The organism is Kaistella sp. (genome assembly GCF_032060305.1).
In the GTDB taxonomy this organism is placed as follows: Bacteria; Bacteroidota; Bacteroidia; order Flavobacteriales; family Weeksellaceae; genus Kaistella; species Kaistella yananensis.
The window spans coordinates 1-1,294 of record NZ_DAMBHK010000055.1 but is presented as its reverse complement, the minus strand read 5'-3'; the positions used below and the strand labels follow the sequence as shown (position 1 = coordinate 1,294).

The 1,294-nt window shown below is 36.8% G+C and carries 1 protein-coding gene and 1 pseudogene; both read right to left on the bottom strand.

What is annotated here, in order from left to right; translation table 11 throughout:
* A pseudogene (locus tag V5N63_RS08475) lies at nucleotides 1–596 on the bottom strand (hypothetical protein); the annotation flags it as partial.
* Between the two features lie 38 nt (nucleotides 597–634).
* Nucleotides 635–1,168 carry a YceI family protein gene (locus V5N63_RS08470; protein ID WP_332033594.1) on the bottom strand — a complete coding sequence of 178 codons (534 nt, stop codon included), beginning with the start codon at nucleotides 1,166–1,168 and terminating at the stop codon, nucleotides 635–637.
* Nucleotides 1,169–1,294: the final 126 nt, after the last annotated feature.

Here is a 1,294-nt window from a genome sequence, read left to right as displayed (position 1 = left end):
TCTGTAGAGAAATTATCCATGATAAAGTTTCCTACGAATGGGTTATTGATGGTTTCAGCATTATCACTTCTTCTGAAATGGTAATCACCATAGTTAATTTCATCCATACCCACTTTTACTCTCGCGTGTTTCATGATATTTGCTGCGAAACCTTCTTTAATGAAATCAAGATCATCGATTTGGATGTATCCACCTTTAACCCAGGCTTCGTTGTGGTGACGTGCAGAAAGATATGTTCTTAAGTGCATTTTTACCCCTTTAGCAAGGTATGCATTCAAATCTAAGTTCGCTGTAGGAAGGTTGAAATCACTACCCATCACCTGTAAAGTGTTAGGAGTTGTTGTAGTACCTACGGTACCTAAAGAAGGTGCTTCTGTAGAGTGATCAAGCGACTGGAACTGTAAAGCGAAATCGCCACCAACGGAAACTTTCACACCATCGAATTCTGGAGAAGCTCCTTTTGGATCTTCAAATACATTTCTGCTGGCTTTTTCAGGAGCTAAATAATCTCTCATAGAAGTGGTAGTATCTTGTGCACTAATTACTCCGGAGAACAGTACTGCAAGCATTGAAGCTCTCATTAACATAGTTTTCATATTTTTAAAATTTAAATATATTAGTATTATTTGATTTCTTAGTTGGCTGTTACATTAACCGTGATTTTAATAAGGTCTCCGGTTTTCACTGTATTCATCATAAAAGATGGAGGAGTAACGCCGTAATCGGTCATTTTAATAGTTTCAGTACCGGTAATTGTATAAGAGTTGCCTGATTTTGCAACGGTAACCGGGAAACTTACTGTTTTCGTAACATCAGTTACTTTTAATTTTCCTGTGATGGTACCTTTACCAATATTCACAGAAGTAGCTGTAAAGGTGATGTTCGGGAATTTATCCGCTTTCATCGCTTTGTACGCATTGCTGTCCATCGCACCTTTTCCACTTTTCAGGGTCTTAGCTCCAAGATTATACTGAATGTTGTTGATGGCATTTCCTGCTACTGTACCTGAAAAAGTTCCGGAAGTTGAGGTCATCGTCCAGTCGTGCATCGTAGATGTTCCTGAAACAGTAGTCTTCACCGTTTTGCTGCTGATCGCCTGGGCGCTTGCCATTCCGGAGAAAAGTCCTAAGGCTAAGAGCAACATTTTGAAATTATTTACCTTTTTCATTGTTTCTAATTTTAATATTCTTAATAAATCTTCTCTTATTTTGTACTACAAAGGTAAAACGATATTTATTAAATCAATAATAAATTTAGAAATATTAACATGATATATATCCTAATTTCAGTTTTT